Source organism: Pseudodesulfovibrio halophilus DSM 5663 (genome assembly GCF_059568665.1).
In genome coordinates, this window is sequence record NZ_JCANTV010000014.1 from 5,001 (window position 1) to 27,837 (window position 22,837).

The 22,837-nt window shown below is 60.0% G+C and carries 16 protein-coding genes, 1 tRNA gene and 1 rRNA gene (1 of these 18 running past the window's edge); 8 read left to right on the forward strand and 10 right to left on the reverse strand.

Going from position 1 to position 22,837, the window contains the following annotated elements; genetic code table 11:
- Nucleotides 1-87 (reverse strand): 16S ribosomal RNA (locus BR24_RS13515); it reaches 1,467 nt to the left of the window's first position.
- A 582-nt stretch (nucleotides 88-669) separates the two neighbouring features.
- Between BR24_RS13515 and BR24_RS13520 the strand changes: the two genes are divergently transcribed.
- Both BR24_RS13520 and BR24_RS13525 read left to right on the forward strand, forming a co-directional pair.
- Nucleotides 670-1,539 carry an AraC family transcriptional regulator gene (locus tag BR24_RS13520; RefSeq protein ID WP_496542011.1) on the forward strand — a complete coding sequence of 290 codons (870 nt, stop codon included), beginning with the start codon at nucleotides 670-672 and terminating at the stop codon, nucleotides 1,537-1,539.
- Between the two features lie 14 nt (nucleotides 1,540-1,553).
- Nucleotides 1,554-2,018: an AraC family transcriptional regulator gene (locus BR24_RS13525; protein ID WP_496542012.1), complete on the forward strand. Its 465-nt coding sequence runs from the start codon at nucleotides 1,554-1,556 to the stop codon at nucleotides 2,016-2,018.
- Between the two features lie 57 nt (nucleotides 2,019-2,075).
- Here the strand turns inward: BR24_RS13525 and BR24_RS13530 are convergent, their stop codons facing one another.
- On the reverse strand, nucleotides 2,076-3,458 hold the full coding sequence (locus BR24_RS13530; RefSeq protein WP_496542013.1) for an aminopeptidase: 1,383 nt from the start codon (nucleotides 3,456-3,458) through the stop codon (nucleotides 2,076-2,078).
- Nucleotides 3,459-3,719: 261 nt separating this feature from the next.
- Between BR24_RS13530 and BR24_RS13535 the strand changes: the two genes are divergently transcribed.
- The gene (locus BR24_RS13535) at nucleotides 3,720-4,541 is read left to right on the forward strand and encodes a hypothetical protein (protein ID WP_496542014.1); all 822 of its coding nucleotides are present in this window, start codon (nucleotides 3,720-3,722) and stop codon (nucleotides 4,539-4,541) included.
- 134 nt (nucleotides 4,542-4,675) lie between these two features.
- On the opposite strand, the gene selA is transcribed toward BR24_RS13535, so the two are convergent.
- Together selA and BR24_RS13545 are read right to left on the reverse strand one after the other, a co-directional pair.
- Nucleotides 4,676-6,070 carry an L-seryl-tRNA(Sec) selenium transferase gene (gene selA, locus BR24_RS13540; protein ID WP_496542015.1) on the reverse strand — a complete coding sequence of 465 codons (1,395 nt, stop codon included), beginning with the start codon at nucleotides 6,068-6,070 and terminating at the stop codon, nucleotides 4,676-4,678.
- Nucleotides 6,071-6,100: 30 nt separating this feature from the next.
- Entirely contained in the window at nucleotides 6,101-7,318 is a 1,218-nt protein-coding gene (locus BR24_RS13545; RefSeq protein ID WP_496542016.1) for a bifunctional folylpolyglutamate synthase/dihydrofolate synthase, read from the reverse strand.
- Between the two features lie 112 nt (nucleotides 7,319-7,430).
- Between BR24_RS13545 and BR24_RS13550 the strand changes: the two genes are divergently transcribed.
- Nucleotides 7,431-7,507: transfer RNA gene (locus BR24_RS13550), tRNA-Arg, on the forward strand.
- A 338-nt stretch (nucleotides 7,508-7,845) separates the two neighbouring features.
- On the opposite strand, the gene BR24_RS13555 is transcribed toward BR24_RS13550, so the two are convergent.
- A complete protein-coding gene (locus BR24_RS13555; RefSeq protein ID WP_496542017.1) occupies nucleotides 7,846-8,553 on the reverse strand; it encodes a hypothetical protein in 708 nt (235 codons plus the stop codon).
- A gap of 227 nt (nucleotides 8,554-8,780) precedes the next feature.
- On the opposite strand from BR24_RS13555, the gene prxU reads away from it, so the two are divergent.
- Nucleotides 8,781-9,503: a thioredoxin-dependent peroxiredoxin gene (gene prxU, locus BR24_RS13560; protein ID WP_496542018.1), complete on the forward strand. Its 723-nt coding sequence runs from the start codon at nucleotides 8,781-8,783 to the stop codon at nucleotides 9,501-9,503.
- A 67-nt stretch (nucleotides 9,504-9,570) separates the two neighbouring features.
- Here prxU and BR24_RS13565 read toward each other — a convergent pair whose 3' ends face one another.
- From BR24_RS13565 to BR24_RS13580, 4 genes are all read right to left on the reverse strand, one after another.
- Entirely contained in the window at nucleotides 9,571-10,584 is a 1,014-nt protein-coding gene (locus BR24_RS13565) for an electron transfer flavoprotein subunit alpha/FixB family protein (RefSeq protein WP_496542019.1), read from the reverse strand.
- Nucleotides 10,585-10,600: 16 nt separating this feature from the next.
- The gene (locus tag BR24_RS13570) at nucleotides 10,601-11,407 is read right to left on the reverse strand and encodes an electron transfer flavoprotein subunit beta/FixA family protein (RefSeq protein ID WP_496542189.1); all 807 of its coding nucleotides are present in this window, start codon (nucleotides 11,405-11,407) and stop codon (nucleotides 10,601-10,603) included.
- A 557-nt stretch (nucleotides 11,408-11,964) separates the two neighbouring features.
- Nucleotides 11,965-13,812, reverse strand: coding sequence for a 4Fe-4S ferredoxin (locus tag BR24_RS13575; protein ID WP_496542020.1), 1,848 nt, complete (start codon nucleotides 13,810-13,812; stop codon nucleotides 11,965-11,967).
- A gap of 54 nt (nucleotides 13,813-13,866) precedes the next feature.
- Nucleotides 13,867-15,951 carry an acyl-CoA dehydrogenase family protein gene (locus tag BR24_RS13580; protein WP_496542021.1) on the reverse strand — a complete coding sequence of 695 codons (2,085 nt, stop codon included), beginning with the start codon at nucleotides 15,949-15,951 and terminating at the stop codon, nucleotides 13,867-13,869.
- 221 nt (nucleotides 15,952-16,172) lie between these two features.
- Between BR24_RS13580 and BR24_RS13585 the strand changes: the two genes are divergently transcribed.
- The 3 genes from BR24_RS13585 (at nucleotide 16,173) to BR24_RS13595 (ending at nucleotide 21,313) form a co-directional block, all read left to right on the forward strand.
- Complete coding sequence (locus tag BR24_RS13585) at nucleotides 16,173-19,997, forward strand: class I adenylate cyclase domain-containing protein (protein WP_496542022.1); 3,825 nt, start codon at nucleotides 16,173-16,175, stop codon at nucleotides 19,995-19,997.
- Nucleotides 19,998-20,120: 123 nt separating this feature from the next.
- Nucleotides 20,121-20,906 (forward strand): urease accessory protein UreH domain-containing protein, encoded by a 786-nt coding sequence (locus BR24_RS13590; RefSeq protein ID WP_496542023.1) that lies wholly within the window; start codon nucleotides 20,121-20,123, stop codon nucleotides 20,904-20,906.
- Complete coding sequence (locus BR24_RS13595) at nucleotides 20,903-21,313, forward strand: MarR family winged helix-turn-helix transcriptional regulator (RefSeq protein WP_496542024.1); 411 nt, start codon at nucleotides 20,903-20,905, stop codon at nucleotides 21,311-21,313. Before BR24_RS13590 ends, BR24_RS13595 begins: the two co-directional genes overlap by 4 nt.
- Here the strand turns inward: BR24_RS13595 and BR24_RS13600 are convergent.
- Entirely contained in the window at nucleotides 21,300-22,805 is a 1,506-nt protein-coding gene (locus BR24_RS13600) for a sensor domain-containing diguanylate cyclase (RefSeq protein WP_496542025.1), read from the reverse strand. The two genes, BR24_RS13595 and BR24_RS13600, sit on opposite strands and share 14 nt — an antisense overlap.
- Nucleotides 22,806-22,837 lie beyond the last annotated feature (32 nt).

Below are 22,837 nucleotides of genomic sequence, written 5' to 3' on the forward strand. Positions count from 1 at the left end.
CTCCCGAAGGAGACTTTCTCGCACGACTTGCATGTGTTAAGCACGCCGCCAGCGTTCAATCTGAGCCAGGATCAAACTCTCCAGTTGAATAACTTGGAGTATTAGTTTGATCACTCTCGTCACAAGCTGACCCTAACGGGTCATGTGATTAAGCGATCTTTCGCTCAACTCGCTATTTAATTGTCAAAGACCGAAGTTCCGTTTCTCGGAACGCCTTGCCGAAGCAAGGAAGGGCAAACTATGTTTTTGCGTCGCCCCTGTCAACCGTTTTTTTAACTTTTTTTCGGCCGCCCCGTTTGGGACATTCCGAAAAGCCGCTCCGGCTAACCGCTCGATATATTTGGAAAGAACAAGTCGCTCCGTTTGGCCCGTGCGGGCTGCCCCGTCGCGACGAAGAGAGGTTCTACGGAAACACCCTTCACAGGTCAAGCGCTTTTTTCGAAAAAATGCGCTTTTCTTTCATTCGATTTTCAAGATGTTGATTTTACACACTTATTTTGAAGGTCTTTTTGGGCCTCAAATTGCCCTTTCGTGCCGCATCGGGCATTATCGCATCCTTGGCCCTGTGCATGCCTGTCCATGTGAGGGCTTTTCACCCCCGTTTTTGATGAAATTCATCAAGCTGAACCTGCCGAACCCGACTACACAAAGGGCGAAAGGACACAGCAAATGAAGCCTACGACTTTATCATTATATAAAGAACGGCTCATCAAGGTGATGAACCATCTCCACGAACATCTGGACGAGGCTCTTGATCCCGAAGCCATCGCCGCCATGTCGCACTTCTCGTTGCCGCACTTCCACCGGGTGTTCAAATCCGTCACCGGGGAGTCGCTTGGCGAACATGTCCGACGGTTGCGACTGGAGCGTGCCGCAATCCGGCTGGCCTATGAGGTTCAACCTGTTACACGCTGTGCGTTCGATGCCTGCTATGAAACAGTAGAATCCTTCAGCCGGGCCTTCAAATCGCATTTTGGCGTTACGCCGTCGACGTTCAGGTCGCGGCACATGAAGAATCAGCGGTTCGGAATGACCGAAGCCGAGGTGGAAAGAGCCCTCAACACGCTGCCTGACATTGATGTGAATCGGACACGACTTGGAGAAATCCACTGTGCGTTCATAACCCATATCGGGCCGTACAAGGAATGCGAGTACGCATGGCTTCAGCTCTGCGAGTGGGCAGAGAGACGGGGGCTGATGCAGGACTCAACCGATTTCTTCGGCATCTGCTACGATGACCCGAGCATCACACCGGGCGAAAAAATCCGCTACGAGGCATGCATCTCCGTCCCCGAGCCGGTCGAACCGGACGGCATCGTCGGGAGCAAGACGCTCCCGGAGGGACCCTACGCCCATATTCGCCATGTCGGCCCTTACGATCACCTTGAGGCCGTCTACACTGACCTGATGGGGCGGTGGCTGCCCCACAACTCGGCGGCCATCGGGACCATCCCGTCACTGGAGTTCTATCGCAACGATGTCCGCCACACCCCGCCCAATCAATTGATAACCGACATATACCTGTCCCTTGAACCATGAACGGAGGTACCAGCATGGACGTTTCCATCGACACTCTGAATCAACTCACCGTGGCCTCGGTCCGCCATGTCGGCCCGTATCCCGAATGCGGAAAGGCATGGGAATCCCTGTCCGCGTGGGCCGGACCGAAAAGTCTCTTGAACGAATCCACCGCATTCTTCGGCATTTGCCACGACGACCCGAGGCAGGTGCCCGAGGACCAACTTCGATACGATGCCTGCATGACCGTGCCCGAAGACCAGAAAGGGGAAGGCGAAGTGACCATCCTCACCATCCCCGGCGGCAATTACGCCACGCTGCTCTACCAAGGGCCGTACGATAATCTGGGCGAACAGTGGATGGCGCTTTTCGAGAAAGGCCTCCCGCAACTCGACAAGGAGTTCGACTTCACCCGCCCCTGTTTTGAACAGTATCTGAACGATCCGGGGCACACCAAGCCTGAGGATCTGCTGACCAAGCTCCACGTTCCTGCCAAATAGAAAAAGGGGGCTTCGGCACAGTGCCGAAGCCCCCTTCCCATATAATATGTATATGTACTAGTTTTTCAGGAACTCCCTGAAAGCCTGCGTGGTGGCATACAAGTCCGCCTTGGATGCGAGCTCGAAAGGGCTGTGCATCGAAAGCACCGGCATCCCGACGTCGATGATATCCATACCATATATGGCAAGGAACTTTGCCACGGTTCCCCCGCCGCCCATGTCGACCTTGCCGAGCTCGGCCATTTGCCACGGCACTTCCGCACCGTCGAAGATGGAGCGCAACCAGCCGATGAACTCGGGATGCGCGTCGTTGGCCCCGACCTTGCCACGGTGGCCGGTGAACTTGTTGAAGCACGGCCCGTACCCGAGGAAGGCCGCATTGCGCTCTTCGTGCACATCCTTGAAGTTCGGATCCACGGCGGCGGCCACATCTGCCGAGAGAGCCGTACCGTTCATCATCACTCGCGAGAGCTTGGCGCTAGGCTCCCAGCTTTCCAGCAGTTCGTCCAGTGTATACTCGAAGAAGAGCGACTTGGCCCCGGTGGCGCCGTCCGAACCGATCTCCTCTTTATCCCAGAGCAGCACGATCTGCGTGAACTCCGGCTCCGGTTCATCGAGCAGGGCCTCCAGCGCGCAAAAGCAGCTGGAGCGGTCATCGTGGCCATAGCCGCCGATCATGGAGGAGTCGAGCCCGACATAACGCGCAGGTCCGGCCGGCACCGCCTGCAGCTCCGCGCTGATAAGGTCCGATTCATCAATTCCGTAGCGGTCGTGCAGCAGCCCGAGTATCATGTGCTTGACCCTCGACCCTTTTTCGGGCTTGCCCTCGCCCTCTCCGAGCAGCGGCACCGTACCGAGAACGACATTGAGCTTTTCCGCTTCAAAGGCTTCCGAGACCTTCTTCTCCATATCCTTGTGGGCAAGATGCGGCAGCAGGTCCGTCACTGTCAGCACCGGGTCTTCCGGCTTTTCGCCCACTTCCACGCGAACCACATCGCCGTCGCGTTTGACGACGACACCGTGCAGAGCAAGCGGCATGGTCAGCCACTGATATTTGCGGATGCCACCGTAATAGTGCGTTTTGGCGAGGCAGATTTCCGTGTCCTGATACAGGGGCCGCTGCTTGAGATCGAGGCGCGGTGCATCGGCGTGCGCCCCGACCAGTCGGAACCCTTCGGAAAGGGGTCTGCGCCCCTTGCGCGCAAAAAAGCCAGTCTTGCCCCGCTGAATGCGCATCACGGCATCGGCCCCGAAGTCTTCGACAAACCCGGCCTGCTCCGCTCTTCTGCGGGCGTAGTTCATGACCAGTCGTTCGGTTTTGCAGGCCGACAGGAAGTCAACGTAACGGGCGGCCATTTCATCCATGGCGGAAATGTCGGCCTCGGAGGCATAGGTCTCCCATGCGTTCTTCGGCGTATATTCCAAATGGGATTTACTCATAAGGTATTCCTCTCTGTTTTCGGAAGCGTCCTGTGAATGAAGCTATTTCTCGTGGCGTTCACCCGACGCAATGTATCGGGCCGAGTTCGGACTGCTCCCGTCGGGAGTCAGGGATACTATGTTCGGCGATATTTGAAAAGGCGGGGAGAAGATACGTACGTCCTATGTCAACAGGCGTCTACAACCCCAATATGCCCGTCGAGCAGCCAGTTTTACCATCGGCAGAATCCCCGTGGTATATTAACTGAAAAAGGAGATACTATGCCTCACTCGAACAGCAAGGATTGGATTTTTTATGAAGACGGAGCTGTCGAACCCGTGCGAAAAGACCAAAGCATCTACCTGAAACAACGAGGAAAAGGTATTCCGGATTGGTACGTTGATCGAAAACCAACCTCATGGAATCCTTCAGACGAAGGGTTATCATTCACAACGAACCATCGGTCAAAGGACGCCCCCAGGCCTACTCCCAATCGAGGCAAAATCGGGGGCACTTTGATCACAGGACATGTACCGACAGTTACAGCTGAGAATACCGGCTTTTCCGGTGGCATTCACGGATCGCGAAAAACCTCCGCAAAACGAAATGGACCTAGTTCCAATCATAGCTATGCTATCGCTCAAAAAATCTACAACAAAAACAGGAACGAAGAATTCGAAAGTTTTCTATACTCCGGGCAAGCTCGTGTAGGCAAGGCTCTCTCAAACCTTACCAGCCGAGCACCTCAAGCAATTGGTAAAGCATTCAGTCGAACTTATGACGAACTTACCAGTAATGAAGACATTCATAACGGGCTAAAGTTTGGGGTAGGAGCAGCATGGGACGTAACACAGGAAGTGGGTAAGGAAGTAGGGAGCAAAGTAGCGGGGGCCATATCAGAGCAATTGGCTCTGGACCGCATTTCTCATCTAAAGCATGGGAGAAAGCTAAAGGACATCCTTTCCAAACCATCCGTTCAATCAGCTAGAACTGCGTATGACCTAGGGCGACAGGTAGCTGACGGAGTTTCTGAGTACGAAGAAATGGCAAAGCGTATTTCCCAAAAAGTATCCAATCGAAGGAAGGATGTTTATGGCGAATAGGCATATGCCAACCTTGAACGCCCCACAGCACTGCAGTCACTTATCGTAGCTTTTTGCAATCTGGAAGGAATCCCAAATAAAAACCGGACATCCCGAGCTCGGGATGTCCGGCATGAAAACAATTCGGTAGGCTTCTATGATATCGCCTGACGGATGGCTGTCGCCACGAGACGGTATTCCTTGGGATCAAGCGTGCGCGGGTCCAGGCAGAAGACGTCGTCTTCGATGCGCGCCACCAACGGCGGTTCCGTATCCAGAAGCCGCTGCTTCAGTTCCGGAACGCTCAGGTCGCGCGGCTGGACCGTCACGAGAGCCGTGTCCAGATCCTGCTCCGGAAACGCGCCGCCGCCCACTCGGGAAACACCCTTCCTGACGCCCACATCGACCGCTTCGCCCAGTTCGTCACGCAGGACCCTCGCAAGACGGTTGGCGCGGCCACGCAGGTTCTTGTACGGCATGGTGATCATTTTTAGGGTAGGCACGCTCGTCCCGACCTTGTCCATGTCCAGATACAAACGCAAGGTGGCCTCAAGGGCGGCGAGGGTCATCTTGTCAATGCGCACCGCACGGTTGATCGGGTTTTTCTTGATCATGTCGATCCAGCGCTTGCGGCCGACGATGATCCCCGCCTGCGGTCCGCCGAGCACCTTGTCCCCGGAAAAGGAAACCACATCCGCTCCCTGCGACACCACCTCCTGCACGGTGGGTTCGTTGATCAGCCCCATACCGTCGAAACGGAACAGACTGCCGCTTCCCAGATCTTCCAGCACAGGCAGGTCGTACTTGTCGCCCAGCTCGCGCATTTCGGGCAGAGACACTTCCTTGGTGAAACCTATCAGCCGGAAATTCGATGTATGCACCCGCATGAGCGCGCCGGTATTCTCGTTGATCGCGCCCTCGTAATCCTTGACATGCGTGCGGTTGGTGGCTCCCACCTCGTGCAGAATGGCGCCGGTCTTGGACATGACATCGGGAATGCGAAACGAACCGCCGATCTCTACGAGCTGTCCGCGCGAAACCACGACCTCGCGCTCCTTGGCCAGCGTTTCCAGCATGATGAAGACTGCGGAGGCGTTGTTGTTGACCACCAGCGCGGCCTCGGCCCCGGTGATGTCGCACAGGAGCTTTTCCACGTGGCTGTAGCGGCTGCCCCGCTCACCGGTGTCGAGGTCGAATTCGAGATTGGAATAGTGCGCGCAGGCCTCCACCACAGCGTCGACGGCCTCTTTGGCCAGCAGCGAGCGGCCCATGTTGGTGTGCACGACCACCCCGGTGGCATTGAGCACGCGCCTGAAGTGCGGGCGCGCCTTGGTGCGAACGTAGGCCTTGATTCTCGGCACGAGAGCGTCCGGCGCCAGGGCGGCCTCTTCGGAGATGACACCGCTGCGGATCTCTTCTCGGCAGACATCCAGAAATTCATTGACCAGACCGCGCAACAGCGGGCGCGGCAGTTCCTTCATGTCCTGCTCGTCGTCGAGGGCGGTCAGGACCGCGTCCACCGAGGGCAGCTGCCTGAATAGATTGGACACGTATATTCTCCTTGGCTGTCGTGCGTTTGGCTACGGATTCAGAAGCTCCGGATATACCGAATAAACGTCGCCCAGTAAATACAGGGAACCGCAGACAAGGATCGGGCCGATTTCGTCGAGCGCCTGAGCCAGCGCGGTGCGGATATCCGCTGCCGCGACCGCCCTGCCGCCGAGAGCTTGCGCAAGCTCGCCGGGCTCTGCGGCGCGATCCCAGTCGGCACGGGTCACGATGATCCTTTCGGCCTGCATGGATTCCAACAGCGGCAGCATGGCCCCGATATCCTTGTCGGCCATGCAGCCGAAGACGATACTTTGCAGGCGGACACTTTCAGTACGCAGGGTCTTCGCCAGCGCCTTCAATGCATGGGCGTTGTGCGCTCCGTCCAGAAATACCGTTTTACCCTCGATGCGGCCCTGCTGAAAGCGTCCGGGGATGAATGCCCGCGCAAGGCCGGAAGCCTCGGCCGTCGGATCAGGATGCAGGCCGGAGCGCCGCGCGAAGCGACGCCACCCTGCAAGCGCGAGGCGGGCGTTGTCACGCTGATGGCCTCCCTTGAGTCCCAACTCTCCTTCCGGCATTTCGGCCTGCTGAACGCAATTCGACAGGGACGCGCCGACTTCAGCGGCACGGTGTTGCAGAACCTCCAACACGGCAGGAGCCTGCGCGGCGGTCACCGCCTCACCGCCCGGATGCATGGCTCCGGCCTTGTCCGAGGCAATGGCTTCCAACGTCCCACCGAGTACTTTTTCATGGTCCATTCCCACAGGAGTGAACACCGTCACCCCCGGACGATACACATTGGTGGCGTCGAACCGCCCCCCCAGCCCGGCCTCCATAACGGCAACATGAACGCCGGCGGACCGGAACGCCTCCATGGCCAGAGCCGTCTGGAATTCGAAATAGGTCAGCTCCTCACCACCGGGAGCATCAATTATGATACCGGCAAGACGAACCCACTCCTCACGAGGCAACATCCGGCCGTTGACGCGAATACGCTCTCGGGGCGTGACGAAGTGCGGCGAGGTGAATAGACCGGTTTTCAAGCCATGGGCCCGAGCAAGCGACTCGATGAAGGTGGACGTGGACCCTTTTCCGTTGGTGCCGACCACATGGATGACCGGAGGCAGTCCGTCGGTCCCGGCAGCGTCACGCAGGCGCTCCATCCTGCCAAGGCTCAGATCCATGCTGAAAAGCCCAAGCTCGTCCATGTAGTTCCGCAATGCCCGGTAGTCGGCGATTCGCGCCATGATCCACCCTCCTTCAGTCAGTGTGTGCAGGTGGGAATAACAGGAATGCTTGCGAATCGGAATCGCTTTTCTCTTGACCGTTGCTCCCGACTCCATTACGAAAATGCCGCACGCGCCCGTAGCTCAGATGGACAGAGCAGGAGCCTTCTAAGCTCTTGGCCGGGGGTTCGAATCCTCCCGGGCGCACCACGAATTTCAGGCGGCGGCACTTAAGTGCCGCCGCCTTTTTCATGGTCAAAAAAATTGGCCCTCCATAGGAGCACTGCGTCAAAGGTACAGTGATTTGTACTATCGCCATTCAATCACCTCGCCAGCCACTCAACACCAAAACACTGAAAACACTACACTTAAACAGATAGAATCCTTCAAACAACTTTTGGCACGGCAAATGCTAGGTTTAGCATACCTTCTTTCTTTTGCAATTTGCACCAAGACTCCCGGACGGTCCGGGAGTTTTTTGGTTTCAGGACATCAAAAAAGGCGCAGCCCATGGGCTGCGCCTTTTGTGGTTGTGTGGATGTCGGCAGCTATTCGGCAAGACCGCTTTCATTGATATCTTCGGGATGATCGGGTTTCACGGGCGTGGCATCCGGATCCTCCTCCACCTGCAGGTAGTCCGGCAGGTCCACTTCGTCGCCCGAAGGCTGAACTTCGGAGGCTTCTTCCTTGACAATATCACTGCCCAGATCGGTTTCGACCGGTTCGAGGGAGCCGGTCCCCCCCGACTCGGATGAGGATTCGGGAGCCTTGAACTCCCGGACGGTCTTGACGCGGCGCTCCTGCTCCGCAATACGCATATCAAGGTCTTCAATCATGTGGCGGGTTTTCTTCACCTCCGCCTCCAGCTCGAACCGCTCGTTTTCATTCTTGAGTCTGTCGGCGCGGTATTCGTTGAGCGCCTTCAAGTTCTTGGCCGGGCCTCCGAGCTTCTGCGCCTCAAGAGCTTCGAGCTTGGCGATCTCGACTTCGATTTCACGCTTTTCGACCGCGTTCTCCGCCAAGTCCTCCTTATGTTCCGCGAGCTGCTCCTGCTGTTCCGCACGGCTGGTCCGCAGTTCGGCAAGCCTGAGTTCCTCCTTGGCCAGATCAAGCCTGTCCATGGCCGAATAGACTTCGCCCATTTCCGAGGAAGGAATCTGCCCCATCAGCGAGTCATCCACTCCGCCGAACACCCCGGTTGTGGTACATCCGGAAAGCAGTCCCAACATACAGACGGCGCTCAATATCTTTTTCATTACGTCCTCCAAGACGGTAATTCCATTACTCAGTTACATGCAAATGGCTGATTCTCCGCCACATACCCCTAGTCCTGCCCGAAGGCAAGCTTGTGCAACCAGCCGGTCTCGATAGATTATAACCCTCCGAACCTTGCGGAATTACCCTCATGCAATAGAATGAGACCATCATCCAACCCCCTTTTGATCAGGACCGTCGATATCGGTCTTCAAAACAGGAGGATATCATGCCGGACAAACCCATCGGCTGCGCCCGCCCCACCGGCGGCGTAGTTGGCGAACCGGCCCCGAGCCGGGACGCATCGGCAACCCCGGAACCTCAAGGAGGACCGACCATGATCCAAGTCGGCAAGAAAGCGCCGGACTTTGTCGCGCCCGCATATTTCGAGGGTGACTTCACATCCGTCAGACTTTCCGACCAGCTCGGGAAGTGGGTGGTGCTCTGCTTCTACCCGGGCGATTTCACCTTCGTCTGAGCAACCGAGATTTCGGCGGTCGCCGAAATGAACGCTCACTTCGAAAAGCTCGGCGCACAGGTGCTTTCCATGAGCGTGGACAGCATGTTCGTGCACAAGATGTGGGTAGACCACGAACTTTCAAAGATGGTCGGCAACGGCAAAGTCCCGTTCCCCATGCTCTCGGACGGCGGCGGAAACGTGGGTCGCGCCTATGGCGTGTACGATGAGGACGCGGGCGTCGACGTACGCGGGCGCTTCCTTATTGACCCGGACGGCGTGGTGCAGGGCTTCGAGGTGCTCACCCCGCCCGTGGGCCGCAACGTGGGAGAGACCCTGAGGCAGATTCAGGCCTTCCAGCTCGTGCGGGAATCTCAGGGGGCGCAGGCCACTCCCTCCGGCTGGCACCCCGGCAGAAAAGCCCTCACCCCCGGCCCGGATCTCGTTGGTCGCGTCTGGGAGGAGTGGACCGTGGACATGGCCTTCGACGACTGATTCAGCCACCAAAAAAGGGAGCGGCCACGGCCGCTCCCTTCTGATCATCCGTCTTCGCTCCGGACGCTTAATCCTGAAGAAGCTCGTTGACCTTCTCCATGATCGCGAAGGCGTCACCGACATACAGCACGTCGGCCTTGCCCTGTGCCCAGCCGCAGGAAGCATCCTTGTTGATGGCCCGACGCTCCTGAATGAAACGCCACCCCACAACGTGCGGTTCCTCACCATGGCAGCAGGTGGCAAGCCCCTTGGTATGACGCGGCGTGGAACCGGTCTGCCCCACCTGATGCAGATGTGTCAGGAAGGAAATGACCGCCTGCCCCTCGCCGGAGATGTCCACGAGCGACTTGGAAGAACCGAGGGAGGCCTTGGTGCTGTCAAGGAAGCCCTTGATCACGCCTTCGGCGCGCTGCACGTGGATTTCCCCGTCCTCCTGCTTCTTTGTCCAGCCCGCGCCGGTGACGAACAGCATTTCCGCATCCGGGCGTATGGTCTGCTCGTCCACGTCCGGAGCCTTGATGCCGGTCACGGTGCTGCGAGTTGCGGATTCAGCCTCCACCGCCTGCACCTCGACATGTCCGGATTCGGAAAACGCCTCGTAACAACCCGGAGAAAGCGTCACGATCCAGGGACGCCCGTCACGCGAAAGCTCGCCTTTCATGCGCTGGCGATAAAACCAACGCTCGGCCACGGCCTTGCCGTCCTTGACGGAAACACCCGTGCAGTGCGTATCCACGCGACCATCCAAACGAACCGCCACGCCCGGCAGCGCCCGGCTGAACCGCATGGTCGCCGGAGCCACCACGATGTCCGCGCCGCTGGCCTTCACTAACGCTTCGCAGGCACTCACATCCGTCGCATACCGCGACTGACCGAACGCCTCGCCGAAGACACCGTAAAAACTCGCGCCGCAACCTGCCACGCTGTCCGCAGCAGCCTGCACATCCGCGCCCACAAGTCCCGCATGAAGCTCGACGCCCAACCCTTCGGCCAGCGCCTTGGCAGCCGTCAGCGTCTCAAGCGCATTGCGGGAAAGCGTTCCGTCAGCCTCTGTGTGGGCAAGAAAAAGTACTTTGCTCATTCCGGAATCCCTCCTGCTAGCTGCGGATCCATTCCACGATTTCACGGGCGATGTCCTCGGCCGGAACATCCTTCACCACACGCGTCTCACGACGCTGTTGCGGCAGCTCAACCGAACCGAACGACAGCCCTGAAGCATCCATGTCGGCCGCCTTGGCCTGCTGCAACGCAGGCATGATCAGACGCATGTTCTGCATCCCCACCTGCGGGTTGTTCGGCGGCTCAGGCAATTCGCCCGTAGCCCAGCCCAGCACAGCAGGCGCGCCGTCGCAAACCGCAGTCTGCCACGCGCCGCCCTCCACGCGCTCAAGAATCTCGAGCGAACCGTCGTCGCCCACAGCCAGTTTGTCCACGCCCTGGAACTGCTCGGAAACACCCAGCCGCTCCCCGACCATCTGCATCACCGCGCCCGAACCACGCGAAGCCGACTGCCAGCCGCCGAAAACAAGCATCTTTTCCTTGTCCAGACCCGCAATGCCCTCGATCGCACCCGAAAGCACCCGGGCCACCTCATAGGAATCATCAAAGCCGGAAGCCGGACCGTCCACGCAAACCAGCTCGAAAGGAACCTTCTGCGCCACATTCATCATCACCTGCTGCAACTTGGCCTTCGGCCCCAGCGTCACCAGCCAGACCTTGGACCCTTCATGCTTCTTCGCCAGCTCGGCAGCCTCAAACAAGGCATGCCCGGCCCAGGGATCAAGCACGGCAGGCAGCATCATTTCATTCTTCAGGGCAGGCCCGTCGGCACCCTGAACCGGCTCCAGCGTCTGAAGCGGGTCGGGAACGATGGAACCGCACACCACGATGTGGAATTCGCTCATGGAGTCGCTCTCCTTGCGGTTGTTGATATCCACTTTTTAAAAGCCGGGACAATTCATATTTGCCTCCGGCGGCTTAAGAACCTTTTTAGGAAAAGGTTCTTAAGAATCTCCAAAAACTTCTGGCTTGCCAAGCCGCTTTGCCGCTTTCCGGCAACCTAGGACCGTTGCGGCTTGGCGGTCCCCTGTGGCCGGTGGCTTCGAAACAGGATAGGTAGCCAGCATCGTTGCTGTTCACCATCCCACGACACGGGAAGGCTTGCCTCCGGCGGCTCAAGAACCTTTTTAGGAAAACGTTCTTGAGAATCTCCAAAAACTTCTGGCTTGCCAAGCCGCTTGACGGCCTTCCGACAGCCAGTGCCTCGTCGCGGCTTGGCGTAGCATCACAAATCATCCGGCTTTCCCGCACTCTTCCGCCATCCCTCGCCCTTTGGCATCGGCCGGGGACGGGGGCGTCTGCTTGCAGCGACTCCGTCCCCGGCCGATGCCAAAAGGCAACACAGGGATTCCAAAGGGGGGCCGCCCCTTTGGTCCGCCTGAAGGGCCCGCCGGAGGCCCCTTTAATTCTCGGCGGAGTGCAGCCCTCCTGATCCTGCCTTGAACCGGACGTTCGTCTTTTCCGGGTCTTCGGGATCGGGTTTGCTGCAGTTCCACATGCATGCGCCGCAGTGCACGCATTTCTCGCGATCAAAAAGCGGAACGCCGCCTTCGGGATTCACGGTGATGGCCTGTCCGGAGCAGATTTCAGTGCAGACCTGCTCCCGGCAGGATTCGCAGTAGTAATTTTCAGTGAAGGTGACGTGATCGGCGTAGCCGGGATTCGCGACGACCTTGCCGCCCATGAGCAGCGCGTCCTGATGCGAGATGAGAAGCTGTCCGTCCAGCGGGATCTCGGGCCACCCGGCGCGATCCATGAGCGCGTCGTGCAGGGGCTCGCCCTTGAGCTTGCATTGCTTGCGTATCTGGAGGATCTCGGTGGCCGGGATGACTCCCTTGTAATATTCTTCCACGGTGGGGAAACGCTCCCACGGGCGTTTGGATTTACCGGGGAGGTTGAGCTTGCCTTTTGTCAGGCCGCTGATGCCCATGCCGATGAATCCGAGCACGGTATTCAGGGTGAAGGCGTCGCGAGATTTCGTGGCTTCTTCGGCTTCTTCCTGAAGCCACGAGGTGCGACGGCGACGCACGTAGGCTTCGTCGAGATTGTCTTTGGTGTAAGGACGCCCTTCCTTCATGAGGTCGAGAACCGCTTCGGCGAGCATCTTGCCGGAAGCCCACGCTTCGTCCACGCCGGAGCCGGAAAGAATGTTCGTGGTTCCGGAGCCTTCGCCGATTCTGGCAAAGCCGTCGCCGACGAGATGTGGCTCGCCGCGCAGGCCGTCTTCCTGAAGAGATTTGGCGCCCCAAGACCGCAGGGTGCCGCCTTCAAGATGCTTCCAGAGGTACGGATGCATCATCCAGTGCTGCATGTAGCGATATGCGGTGCGGACCGGATTATCGAACCATGAGGGGACGAAAATTCCCAGTGAAGCGGAGTTGTCGGGGTAGACATAGAGGAATCCGAAGATTTCCGGCTCGGGATATCCGATGGTGTGCAGCACGGTTCCCGGCTTGAGCTGACAGTTTTCGGGCAGATCCACCACGGCTTTCATGCCGACGGCCCATTCGCGGCGGTGTTTGCCTTCGGGCAGGCCGATCTTCTCGTCCAGTTGCTGGCCTACGGCACCGACGGGACCGTCACCGATGACGGTGAGCGCGGCCTGAACGTCCATGCCGGGCATGAAGGTGGCTTCGGGGTTGCCCTGCTTGTCCACGCCCTGATCGCAAAGGCGCACGCCCTTGACCGCGCCGTTTTCCACGAGCGGCTCGGCCACGGGGCTGCCGGGCCAGACTTGCGCCATCCCCGACCCCATGACCTCCGAGCCGACCCATTGCATGAATTGCCCCATGCTCATGACGAATCCGCCGTGCTTTTGCAGGAACGGCGGGATATACGGCAGCTCGAAGGCTTCATCCTTCTTGAATTTGGAAAGCGCAAAGTCTGCCGTCCTGAGCGCGGCTGGGCGGCGACTGGCGCCGATCGGGTCCATGAGATAGGCAACGCGCTCTTCGGTAATGTCGTGGGCCAGGGGAATCCGGGAAAGATCGAGGTCGGGATAGGACTCGCGAATGGCGCGGCCCTTGGTGACGATGCCCGAAACGCCGAAACCGATGTCGTCGGCCCGTTCGTAACAGAGAATCTGCGGCGGCATTCCGGGCATGACCTTGCTTTCGGCCACCGGGGTGCCGTCCTCATTCATCATCGCGCGGGTCATGTGGGTCAGAAACGCGGCGGTGGCGGGACCAAAACCCACACAGACGATGTCCGCTTCCATGACCATCCTCTCCGGCAGGGGCATGTCGCTCATAATGTAGTACTCCTGAAAAACGCCGCCCGGCAGGACCGGGCGGCATGATGTTCTCTAGAGGGGGTAATCCAGCGCTTCGGGAATCATGACCTCGGCAACGGCTCTTCCGGCGCGGTCCTTGGCCATTCTTGCACCCGCCATGCACCCTTCGACCTTGCTGCGCAGCTGCACGAACTCGTTCAGCGGGAGCGGGCAGCACCCCTCGCCGCCGCAGTCTTCGGGAGCCTGTGCAAAGCCGAAACAGAGCTCGGAGCAGATACGGGCGGCCTCACCGGCTGCGCGCACGGCCTGCACGTGGCAGATGTCCTTGTAGAAGGCTACGAGATCATCCAGCCCTTCGGCCAGCGTCGGACTCATGGGGCCCTTGTCCATCAGCTCGACGACGTCCTGAATGAGGTAATAGGGGCCGAGCAGCCAGCCGAGCGCGTCGGCCATGGGGAAAGTCACGCCCTGCCGCTTGCCGTGGTACAGCTTGCGGCCTTCGGCGTCCTTGCTCTTCTGCAGGTGGTCCATGGTCCACTGCCACAGCTCCAGCGCCGCGGCCAGCGAGTAGGCGCCCATGCCGGGACGTTCGCCCCCGATGCGGCGCAGCTGCCCGATCCATGCGGAGACCGTGGCCTGAAACACGTCGCTGGTCATGGTCATGGTCATGTGGCGGCGCTGCACGGCTTCGGGACCTTCGTAGGTGGCCTCGAGCTGGGAGTCGCCCCACTTCTGCATCAGGAAACCGGGGCAATCCTCGGTGATGCCGTAGCCGCCCACGAGGCTGATGGCCTCGCGCATGACCGTGGCGCCGACGCCGGTATTCCAGAGCTTCACGCCGGGATTGAGGATGCCCGCCATGGCTTCCATCCATGCGTACTTCACGAGGGGGTCGCCTTCCAGTTCGGCCAGTCTGGCCGCATCCTGTTCGGCTTCGGGCAGGTGAATCTGCTCCACGTACTCAAGCACGCGGTCCTTCATCTTGCGAAGGGCCATCATCTGCTTGCGCGGGCTGGTCACGCCCTGTTCTTCGAAAATCCGTTCCTTTTCGCGCTCAATGGGGTCGAAGTCATCGGCAAGCCTTGCAGCCGCGAATCCGAGCGATGCTCCGGCCTCGCCGCTGGCCCAGACGTCCACCAGACGCTGCAGGGCGTCCTCGCTCTGCTGGATGCCCTTGTCGAAGCGCGGGGAGCCGGGGTGCGCCGCGTCGCCGCCGCGATAACGGGTGCGATGATAGCGAATGACCGGCTCGACTGCCGAGAGCAGCTTGGCGGTGGTCATAAGCCCAACGGGGATGCGGGTACGGTGGAAGACCGACCCGATGATTTCGGAATGATTGTATTTGGGGACAATCTGCCCGTCCACCACGTCGTAGCCGCCGATGATGCGGCTCGCCGGCACCCTGAGAGAGAGCACCGGATCGCGGGTGGAGGAAAGCTGGTGCACCATCTTGAGGGTGGGCGCGCCGCGGTCGAAGGTTCCCTCGTCCTCTTTTTCGAGGATGATCATACAGGAGCCCTTGATGCGCTCGTCGTCGGATTCGACGGCCGCAGTCACGAAGTCTGCGAAATCCATGTTGGTGATGAACCGGCCGCGTTTCTCCACGTGCAGAATCGGCTCGTCGCCGTCCCACTCCGCAACGCTGACTCTGCCCGCCACAACACCGGTGTCCACGCCAACATAGGGGAGCGGCTCCGTCAGGGCGAAGGCGCCGCGGCGAACCTCCCGGTCCTCGCCGGGCTGAGGCGGGACGCACTGGGACATGTAATGGTCACGCTGTTCGTCGGTGCCCTTCTCATGGATGGGCGCCAGCGCCAGGTTGTTCGCCAGCGAGCAGGTGGCCGCTCCGCCGTCCACCCAGGACAGCTCGAAAGCAACCAGAGAGAGCGCGAGGTTTTTGGGGCCTTCGATGTAGCCGCCCTGATGCGGATCCATGAACAGGGCGGTAAGCCCGGACTGGTCGAACGCAGTGAGCAGCTCGGCTTTCTGGTCGGTCCATTCGTGGGTATTGCGCGCGCCCTCGGCCACGAGCTTTGCGACCACGCTGCGGGCAATGGAGCGGGCTGACTGGACGGTCATCTGCAGATCGTACCGTTCGGCAAAACGCCACATGATCTGGCGCACGTCGTCGCCCGGAAGGGTGCGGAGTGTGTACATGTTCAGCTATCCTGAAATTGGGTGGGTTGTATGAAGAAAGACGGACATGACATTGAATCGGGAAGTTAGGTCATTCCACACCTGTAGTCAAAACCTTTCTGCCGGTTAAACGGCAGTTTAAGGCGCCGCTACCAACGGTTCCGACCATTTTTCGCGCCGATTCGGTTTTGACATGCCCGTCCCCCAGAGGCACTATGTGGAAATCGCATAAGGAATGACCGATGGCTCCCGACAACGTCGAATACACACAACGGATGCGCGCCCTTCTGGCAGCCAAGGAAGACGTCGGAAACGACGACGGCGCCTCCCTTTGCGCCGAGGCGCGCGCCCTGAGCAATCATGCCCGCAGAAAGGACGACGAGAGCGCCGACCTGCTCAAGGGCGAAGCCACGCTGGTGCTGCATCGTGTTCTCCGAGCGCGAAACGGCATGCCCGTGATGGCGCGCAACGTGCTCGAGACCCTGTGCGAGATGGGGCCTTTCGGTCGGATGCTGGCAGGACGCCACGTGCGCTCCGGCTCCGTCTCTTCCACCGAGCTCGCCGGAATGCTCGGCTCCCTTTCCGTTCCGACCCGGCTGGACATCGCGGACGAGATGCTGGCCGAGGGGGTGGAGGAGATGCCCCGCGGGGCACGTGAAACCGCCGACATGCTGGTGGGCAGCATCCGCAAGGACGAGGCGGAGGAGGTCGCCCGCTGGCTGGCCCGCCTCGGCACCCTCGGCAGGACCGTGTCCCACCCGCTCGCCATGTCCGTCGGCAGGATAGCCCTTGGCGCAGCCCAGCCCGCCGCACAGAAGGCGCAGGCCGCTCTGGCCCTCGGCGGATTCGGTGCGGAGCAGCAGATCCAGCAGACCCTGCAGGAGTCCCTGAGCCGCAAGGCACCCGACACGGAACTGCTGGAGGCGGCGGACCGCATCCTGGCCGCCAGCCATCCTTTCCGAAAACAGCTGACGCAGGCGGGAATCAAGGCGGGCGGCGCAGCCAGAAGGATGGCGACGCTCATGTTCGCCACGTCGACGCTGCCCGGAAACGGCAAGGTCCTTGCCCGACTGTACGAAACCGGCCGCAGCGAGACTGCCGCCCGGACCGCCGCCATGCTCCCCCCCGACGAGCTCGGCTCCTTTTTCAAGGCCCTGTCGGGCAAAGTCCGCACCGCGGCCATTTCCGAGATGTTCACGGCCGCGGCTGAAGCCCTGCCCGCCGAACTCATCGCCGCCCTGAAACATGAGTCTGCCCGCAGCCCCAAGCAGACTGCTCCATTTCTTGCCTTCGCGGAAAAAACGCGCGACCGCGCAAAACCATCCACTCGCTCTGCCGGACGCTGCCGCTCTGCTGTCCCGGAGCAGAAGGGACTCTTCGACCGCGTCTTTCGCGAAGGCAGACACCGTAAACTGGAACGCCTGTTCGACGACGGCAAGCTCCGCGACAGCGAGATGTCCATGCAGATTCTCAAGGACCGTGAAGTCTCACGGTACAACGGGAAAGACTGCTCCATACCGGAGTCGACCATCCTTCAGTGCAGCTTCGACCATTGCGCTTTTTCCGACTGGTCCTTCCGTGACGTTCACTTTTCCGGCTGCCACTTCAGTAAATGCACTTTTTTGCGCTGCGACTTCCGTCAGGCCCGGTTCTGCGGCTGTTCATTCAGCAGCTGCACGTTCGAGGACTGCGACCTGAGCGCCACCGGGATGCACCGCACGGCCCTCGCGCACTGCGTTCTCACCGCCTGCAACCTGCAACGCCTGACCGCAACGGCGTTCACGCTCACCTCTAGCCAGATACGGGAAACGAGCTTCCGGTCCGCCCACTTCCGAAAAAGTCGGTTTTCCGCCAACAGCTTCCGGCACAACACCTTTGCACGCGCACTTCTTGCGGACTGCGTTTCGACCGGGAATGAACACTACGGCAGCTCATTCATCAATGCAGGCATTTTCGGCACCTCGTTCACAAACCCGTCATTTCTCGACTGCATCGGGGACGGCCTGACAGTCGAAGACGCGGACACACCCAACTCCTTTATGCTGGAGGCCGCGCTCAACACGGTGAAGTCCAGGATAGGCAGGAGCACCGCGCAAACGCCTCAGGCCGTGCAATGCGCGGAAGGGTGTGCGGTGGCCGCCCGCGCGCTCATCCGGCTGGCACGCCATATTCAGTACACCACGCGCGAAAAGCAGATGCTCGCCAACAACGAGCGGCGACTCGCCAGCGCCTTCCGCAAGATGCTGCCGGACCAGCGGGATTTCCTGAGCGTACTGCCTGAACTGCTCCGCTCCGACATATTCGAGCGGACGGCGGGGAAAATCGCGCCCGCGCCGTTCAAGGTCTGGGGGCACGCCCCGACGCTGGCCTCCGCAACCATGGTGGACAGCACGCTCGGCACTGCGGATTCGGCTCCGGACAAACCGCAGGGCACTATCGCCGCCCTGTATGCCATGGGCAGCATGGGCAGCGTGGCGCAGACCTCGTCCTCGGACCTCGACTGCTGGCTCGTCGTCGAATCCGGCAGCGCATCGCGAGACGCGCTCAAGCGGCTGGAACAGAAGTGCCGCGCGCTGGAGGCGTGGGCATGGGACGAGTTCTCGCTCGAGACGCACTTCTTCATCATGGACGAGAACGATGTGCGTGAAAACCGCTTTGGCCTGAGCGACTCCGAGAGCTCCGGTTCGGCGCAGGCCATCCTGCTCAAAGAGGAGTTCTACCGCACGGCGCTTCGGTTGAGCGGCAAGAATCCGGTCTGGTGGCTCACCGATCCCGGCGCCACTGACACCCGCTACGCGAGCGCGGTTCCCCATGCGCTTGCACACCCTCTGGCCGGAACCCCGCGAATGACCGACATGGGCCACCTGCGGCAGATTCCTCCCGGTGAGTTTTTCGGGGCGGCGCTGTGGCAGATGATCAAGGCCATCCATTCTCCGTTCAAGTCCGTCATGAAGCTGGGGCTGCTCGAACGCTACTCCACGCACTCCGACAGGCTCTCGCTTGCCGATCTCATCAAACAGCGGCTTCACGAAGGGGAAGCAGGTTCGGGAAGGGTGGACCCCTATGCGTCCATGTATCTCGAATTGAAGGAATTGTACGGTGAGCGAGGAGATTCCGCCGCCACCCGGCTCATTACGGAATCGTTTCTGCTCAAGGCGGACCTCACCACCCTGCCCTACTTCCGCAACCTGCCTGCCACGCCCGAGGCGCACAGTCTGGTGGAACTGCTCTTCGGCAACGGGTACGTCGCTCCCGAAGTGGTCACCTGCGACAATGCGCCGTGGACCTTCTCGCAGTCTCTGGAGGCCGGGCACGCGGTGAGTGAATTCATGACAACCGCTTACCGGCGCATCCATGCCATGATCAACCGCACCGGAGACACGGCCTCGCTCATAACGCCGGAGGACCTCACCCGCCTCGGCAGGCGCATCGTGGCGAACTTTTCTCGCAAGCCGAACAAGATTCCCCGCATCCCGTTTATCGACGTGGGCATGGACAAGTTTTCCGTACTGCGCTTCGAGGTGGAGAAACGCAAGGGCGCCGGCCCGCTCTGGAAGGTAAAGGGAGCCCAGTCGCAGGGCAAGACTGCCACGCGCGACATGCAGGAACTGCACGCCGGCTCCAACCCCGCCGCACTCCCCGCATGGCTGGTGGCCAACCGGCTCTTCCGGCCCGGGATGCTCATACAGGCGGACCGAAGCATCGCCCCCGTGGCAACGACAGACCTGCAGCTGCTGCTGTCCCGGATGCACGACTTCTTTCCCTACGAAGAGACGTTCGAAGGTGACCTGGACGAGGGACTCAACCCGGAGCGAGTGGTCCGCGCCTTCCTGACCGTCAACCTCGGCCAGCCGCTCGAACTCAAGTACATCGCCGACCTTTCCGTCGTCTACGCCACCAACTGGGGCGAAATGTACTGCCGCACCTTCGCCGAACCGGCCCCCACGGAGACCGAGTACGCAAGCCACTTCCTTCACAACGCCCTTGAACAGCCCCCGGCTGACGACATAGAGATCGAGGCATTCGCACCGCGCGGCTCACACGCCCCACGCATCAACATCATCTGATCCCCCTCGCGCTTTCCCGCCGAAACGGCACCCCTTTTCAATCGATCTCGCCGGAGAAATATCTTGACTTTCAAACTTCACGAAGGCAATCAATTTTGAAATTCAAACTAAACGGGAGCCGAAATGGAATTCGATACCATGCTTTTCGTCGCCCTTCAGTCCAGTCTGGTTCTCGGACTGATACACGGCGTCAACCCCTGCGGGCACTCCTGGCTTGTGCTCGCACCTTTTGTCACGGGAGACGCCAACGGTTGGCGCGTCACCAAACTGACCACCGCGTTCATTGTGGGGACCGCCGCGGGGTGCATCGCCATCGGCATAGCTCTTGGCTGGCTTTCCACGGGGTTGCCCGAGAGCACTCGACACATTGCCGATCTCATCACGGCCTCGGTTCTGGTAATCCTCGGCGGCATCCTCATCTGGAAACCACACCTGCTGCACAGCCATGACCATGACCACGAGCACGGGCACGGCCACCATCATCACGAACACTCGCATGATGGCCATCATGACCATGCGCACCACGACCATCACGACCACCATGACCACGAGCATCACCACGGATGTTCCTGCAACAAGCCTCTTTCCTCCAGAAAATCAACCGTGTACGGACTGGCCGTGCTTGGCTTCGTGAACATGATCGTGCCCTGCCCCACGGTAGCCATCATGTATTCCTACGCCATCGATTCAGGCAGCGTGCTCAAATCCACGGCCGTATTCGGATCATACGCCATCGGCACCGGCATCGCCCTTGCCGGGGTCATCTACGCCATTTTCAAGGTGACGGAACTTATCAGAACGCTCCAGAAGCCGTGGATCGAGACCATGGTCATGCGCACGGCCGGCGTCATGACCGTTGCCTTCGGCCTGTACTCCTTCTATATGGACGGCGCGGGAGCCATAGCATGACGCACGAACTCAGCCATCTCATAGTCGAATTTTACGAACGCCTTTCCTCGTGGGAGCACGGCGTGGTGCGCGACAAGGGCCTCACCCTGCCCCAGATGCACACGCTGGAAATCCTCGGGGCCAACGGCCCCATGCGTATGAAGGAGCTTGCGGGAAGAATGGGGGTCACCACGGGGACCCTCACGGTGATGATCGATCGCCTCGTGAAGAACGGACAGGTAGAAAGACGACCGCACGATACAGACCGTCGTTCCATCATCGTCGCCCTCACCGAGTCTGGCAGAACACTTTTTGCGGAACACGACGATCTGCACCTGCAACTGACCGAAGAATTGACCGCCGGGCTGACACCCGATGAGTTGGAGGCGTTCGAGGCGACCCTCCGCAAGATGATCAGGGAGTTCTGACCTTTTCAAGACAGCAGACCCGGTTGCGTCCGGCCCGCTTGGCTTCGTAGAGGCTGTCGTCGGCCCGGGAAATCACCTCGTCAGCCGTGATGTCGGATTCTCCCACACAGGAAACTCCGAAGCTCGCCGTCACCCGCAACCCGCTTTCACCGTTCGGCAGGCGCAGGCCCTCGATGGCGCCGCGCAACTTCTCCGCTACCCGCATGGCTCCTTCGTGCCCTGTGCCGGGCAGCAGCAACGCGAACTCCTCGCCTCCGAAACGGCAGACCATGTCTGGCCTGCGCAGGTGATCTTCCAGCAGTTCGGCAATGGAGACCAGTGTCCTGTCCCCCACCTCGTGGCCGTGCCGGTCGTTGACCTGCTTGAAATGGTCGATGTCCAGCATCACGAAGGCGAGTCCGCCCCCGTAGCGCTTGACGCGTTCGAACTCCTTGGAGACTTCCGCCATGAAGACTCGTCGGTTGAGCAGTCCCGTCAGGGGATCCGTGGAGGCCATGACTTCGAGCTTTCCACCGAGCTTGTGCAGTTTGGCCTGTCCACGAATATGCAGTACGCTCAGTATCCCCACCACACCCAGCATGACGAGCGCGGCAAAGCCGAGGAACATCGTGTCTCGCTTCCATGAGTCCATAACCTCCCGCTCGGGAAAACTTGAAAAGACCATGAGCGGAAGCGTCTGCAACCTGCTGTACCCCACTATGCGCAACTGCCCGTCGAAGGGAGAGCGAACCCTGAACGACCCTGAGGAGTGGGAGGTCTCGTAAAGTTCTTTCAACAACGGGTAATGCTTGCCCACAAGCGCAGCATGTCCCGGGATGCGGGTGATGATGTTCCCTTCGCCGGTGGACACGAGCAGCGTCGCGCCTTCCGGGTAGGCCAGATCGCTGTACATGTCGTGCAGGGCGTCGACATTCACGATGGCGACAAAGATGGCGTCGATGGATCCATCCGGCTTGCGCACCGCCCTGCTCACTCCGAAGAACCATTCGCCTTCGTGAACCTTGGAAAGCAGAGGCCTGCCCACGAACAGCCCGCTCCGGGAGGCCCGGTGTCCCAGAATATAATCGCGGTCGCCCACGTAAGGCGGTTCCCCGCTTCCGCTCCAATGCAGAATGTTCCCGTCGGCATCCGCCACGAGCAGGTCCATGAGATACTCATTATCAATACGGTACCGCTGAAGGAGGGAGCTGAACCGATCGTCGTGGAGACCGTGCTCTTCCCCGGCAAAGTCAAGCATGGTTGCAACGCTGACAAGGCCGTTGAGCACCTCGCCGATGCTCATGAGGGTCTTCTCGGTCTGGCCGGCGGCTATGCTGGAGATGAAGCGGAGATTCTGCCGGGCATCCTCTTTGACTGCCCGGTATGAGGTGTAGGCACTGAAAAGAAAGAGCACCAGAACTGAGAGGAACAGGGCGGCGGCAAAGACCCAGGACAGGTACACCTGCCTCTTCCCCTGCCCGCTGAAGCTCTGTTGTTCGCCAATGCCGACCATGCCCCTCTCCCGGTGCTAATAGTCCCTTATTC

What these genes read in the sequence shown, in the direction of transcription:
- BR24_RS13525 (WP_496542012.1), top strand. Translation starts at nt 1,554, where the DNA reads ATGGACGTTTCCATCGACACTCTGAATCAACTCACCGTGGCCTCGGTC.
- BR24_RS13530 (WP_496542013.1), bottom strand. Translation starts at nt 3,458, where the DNA reads ATGAGTAAATCCCATTTGGAATATACGCCGAAGAACGCATGGGAGACC.
- BR24_RS13565 (WP_496542019.1), bottom strand. Translation starts at nt 10,584, where the DNA reads ATGAGCAAAGTACTTTTTCTTGCCCACACAGAGGCTGACGGAACGCTT.
- BR24_RS13595 (WP_496542024.1), top strand. Translation starts at nt 20,903, where the DNA reads ATGACGCACGAACTCAGCCATCTCATAGTCGAATTTTACGAACGCCTT.
- BR24_RS13520 (WP_496542011.1), top strand. Translation starts at nt 670, where the DNA reads ATGAAGCCTACGACTTTATCATTATATAAAGAACGGCTCATCAAGGTG.
- BR24_RS13555 (WP_496542017.1), bottom strand. Translation starts at nt 8,553, where the DNA reads ATGAAAAAGATATTGAGCGCCGTCTGTATGTTGGGACTGCTTTCCGGA.
- BR24_RS13545 (WP_496542016.1), bottom strand. Translation starts at nt 7,318, where the DNA reads ATGGCGCGAATCGCCGACTACCGGGCATTGCGGAACTACATGGACGAG.
- BR24_RS13535 (WP_496542014.1), top strand. Translation starts at nt 3,720, where the DNA reads ATGCCTCACTCGAACAGCAAGGATTGGATTTTTTATGAAGACGGAGCT.
- BR24_RS13575 (WP_496542020.1), bottom strand. Translation starts at nt 13,812, where the DNA reads ATGAGCGACATGCCCCTGCCGGAGAGGATGGTCATGGAAGCGGACATC.
- BR24_RS13585 (WP_496542022.1), top strand. Translation starts at nt 16,173, where the DNA reads ATGGCTCCCGACAACGTCGAATACACACAACGGATGCGCGCCCTTCTG.
- BR24_RS13590 (WP_496542023.1), top strand. Translation starts at nt 20,121, where the DNA reads ATGGAATTCGATACCATGCTTTTCGTCGCCCTTCAGTCCAGTCTGGTT.
- BR24_RS13600 (WP_496542025.1), bottom strand. Translation starts at nt 22,805, where the DNA reads ATGGTCGGCATTGGCGAACAACAGAGCTTCAGCGGGCAGGGGAAGAGG.
- BR24_RS13570 (WP_496542189.1), bottom strand. Translation starts at nt 11,407, where the DNA reads ATGAGCGAATTCCACATCGTGGTGTGCGGTTCCATCGTTCCCGACCCG.
- BR24_RS13580 (WP_496542021.1), bottom strand. Translation starts at nt 15,951, where the DNA reads ATGTACACACTCCGCACCCTTCCGGGCGACGACGTGCGCCAGATCATG.